3 protein-coding genes and 1 pseudogene are annotated in these 2673 nt (G+C 70.4%); all 4 read right to left on the bottom strand.

The features are described from left to right. Positions 1-633, bottom strand: a 633-nt coding sequence (gene hisF / locus ACFWPJ_RS29880; protein ID WP_378856417.1) for an imidazole glycerol phosphate synthase subunit HisF, incomplete at its 3' end; no start/stop codon positions are given. A 5-nt stretch (positions 634-638) separates the two neighbouring features. After that, on the bottom strand, positions 639-1460 hold the full coding sequence (locus tag ACFWPJ_RS29875) for an inositol monophosphatase family protein (RefSeq protein WP_378856415.1): 822 nt from the start codon (positions 1458-1460) through the stop codon (positions 639-641). A gap of 8 nt (positions 1461-1468) precedes the next feature. Continuing rightward, on the bottom strand, positions 1469-2200 hold the full coding sequence (gene priA, locus ACFWPJ_RS29870) for a bifunctional 1-(5-phosphoribosyl)-5-((5-phosphoribosylamino)methylideneamino)imidazole-4-carboxamide isomerase/phosphoribosylanthranilate isomerase PriA (RefSeq protein WP_378856413.1): 732 nt from the start codon (positions 2198-2200) through the stop codon (positions 1469-1471). A gap of 72 nt (positions 2201-2272) precedes the next feature. Beyond that, positions 2273-2673, bottom strand: a pseudogene (locus ACFWPJ_RS29865) (DinB family protein); the annotation flags it as partial.

The raw sequence follows: 2673 nt of genomic DNA, 5'->3' as shown, positions 1-2673 counted from the left end.
CGCGGCGATCATCGGCAGGTCGACGCCGACCTTGGGGCCGTCGGCGTCCATCGAGTTCAGCAGGATCTCGCCGACGCCGAGTTCGGCGCCGCGGATGGCCCAGTCGACGGCGTCGATGCCGGTGCCGCGCTTGCCGCCGTGGGTGGTGACCTCCCAGCCGGACGGGGTGTCGGGCTGACCGTCGGGCACGGTGCGCGCGTCGACCGAGAGCACGATGCACTGGGCGCCGAAGCGCTGCGACATCTCGAACAGCACCTCGGGGCGGGCGATGGCGGCGGTGTTCACCGACACCTTGTCCGCGCCCGCGCGCAGCAGCCGGTCGACGTCGGAGACGGTGCGCACGCCGCCGCCGACGGTCAGCGGGATGAAGATCTGCTCGGCGGTGCGGGTCACCACGTCGAGCATGGTGCCACGATCGCCGGTGGAGGCGGTGACGTCGAGGAAGGTCAGTTCGTCGGCGCCCTGCGCGTCGTAGGTGGCGGCCAGCTCGACCGGGTCGCCCGCGTCGCGCAGGTTCTGGAACTTGACGCCCTTGACCACCCGGCCCGCGTCGACATCCAGGCACGGGATCACGCGGACGGCCAAGGTGCTCGGCGCCGCCGTATCCGGCCGTTCCTCGGTGCGCGGTGTCATGGTGTTCACCCTCGTTCTTCTTCGCTGACCGTGCAGATCATGTCAAGGAGTTCTTCGTGCACCCCGGGCGCGGCGGCCAGCACCGAACCGGAGGTGATCGTCCACGGCGCGCCCGCCAGATCGGTGACCACGCCGCCCGCGGCCCGCACCAGCGCGACACCGGCCGCGTTGTCCCACGGATGGTGCCCGAACACGACCGCGCCGCCGAGCACGCCGGAGGCCGTGAACGCGAGGTCGATGCCGGTGGAGCCGTGCATCCGCACCCGTGAGGACAGCCTGCTCAGCGCGCCGAGCAGGTCGAACCGGAACTGGCCGGGGATGCGTCCCGCCGAGTCGAGGTTGAACGCGCCGAACCCGATCATCGAGTCTGCGAGCTTGCCGGTTTCCAGCGGCGGCATCGCGATGCCGTCGACGAGCAGCGGACCGCCCGCGACCGCGGAATAGCGGTGGCCGAGCAGCGGCAGCCAGGTCAGGCCGATCACCGGTTCGCCCTCGTGCAGCAGCGCGAGCAGCGTGCCCGACATCGGGTGGCCGGAGGAGTAGTTGAAGGTGCCGTCGATCGGGTCGAGCACCCAGGCCGTGCCCGAGGTGAGCGCGGGGCCGCCGAATTCCTCGCCGTGCACCGCGATACCGGTGCGCTGCTGCAGTTCGGCGGTGATGGTGCGTTCCAGCTCGAGGTCGAGTTCGGTGGCGAAGTCGTTGCGGCCCTTGGTGACCGCGCTCGGCGCACCGATCCCCTCGACGAAGCGCGGGACGACCCCGTCCAGTACCTGGGTGGCGACGGCCAGCAGGTCGGTCAGTTCGGTGGTGCTCGGTACGGCGGTCATCGTGGGGATCAGCGCACCGCGGCCAGTGCCTCGGGCAGGGTGAACCGGCCCGCGTACAGTGCCTTGCCGATGATCGCGCCCTCCACGCCGTCCTCGGCCAGGCCCGCGATGGCGACGAGGTCGTCGAGCACCGAGATACCGCCGGAGGCGACCACCGGTGCCTCGGCGGCGTTGGCGACCTCACTCAGCAGCTCGAGGTTGGGGCCGGTCAGCGTGCCGTCCTTGGAGACGTCGGTGACGACATAGCGCGCGCACCCGTCGCGCTCGAGGCGCTCGAGCACCTCCCACAGGTCGCCGCCGTCGGTCACCCAGCCGCGGCCACGCAGCCGCCATTCCCCGTCGATCTGTTTGACATCGAGCCCGACCGCGATCCGGTCGCCGTACTCACCGAGCACCCGCGCGCACCACTGCGGGTTCTCGATCGCCGCGGTACCGATATTGACCCGCGCGCACCCGGTGGCCAGCGCCGCCTTCAGCGAGTCGTCGTCGCGGATACCGCCGGACAGCTCGACCTTGACATCGAGCTCACCGACGACCTGGGCGATCAGCTCCCGATTGCTGCCCTTGCCGAACGCCGCGTCCAGGTCGACCAGATGCACCCACTCGGCACCGGCCTGCTGCCATGCCAGCGCCGCGTCCCGTGGCGACCCGTAGCTGGTTTCGCTACCGGCCTCCCCCTGCACGAGGCGCACGGCCTCACCATTGGCGACATCGACAGCGGGCAACAGCACAAGACTCACATGATCAGACTAGTAGGTCTGCGCCGCCGATCCCGCCACCGGTCCGGGTGGGTGAGGCCCGTGTCACTGCGCTCAGGCGCAGCGGCGGCGGAGTTCGGGAACGCCACCGCCGGTGAGTTCGTCGAGGACGACGGTGCGGCCGACGACAGCGAGGGCGATGGCCTCGCCGGGGCCGCGGACTTCCGGGCCGTCGCCCCAGGACCATCCGATATCGGTGGCAACGAACCGCAGGCCCCTGGTCCGCTTGCCCGGGGAGGCGAACGGGTCCGGATAGGACAGGACCGCGATCAGGCGATCGGCGGGAATGGTGCGCGGGCGCCGCAGTGGCCGCCGGATGTCCTGCTGGTGCACCATCAGGTCCGACAGCATGAGCCGCGGCGAGAATTTCGACAGCTTGCCCGATTCGCTGTCTCTGATAAACAAATCCCATCCCACGAGACCGAAATACAAATCGGGTGAGAGCGGGGGCGGTT

The organism is Nocardia sp. NPDC058497, assembly GCF_042720195.1.
GTDB lineage: Bacteria > Actinomycetota > Actinomycetes > Mycobacteriales > Mycobacteriaceae > Nocardia.
The sequence above is the reverse complement of the archived record's forward strand: the minus strand, read 5'-3'. Positions and strand labels throughout refer to the sequence as shown.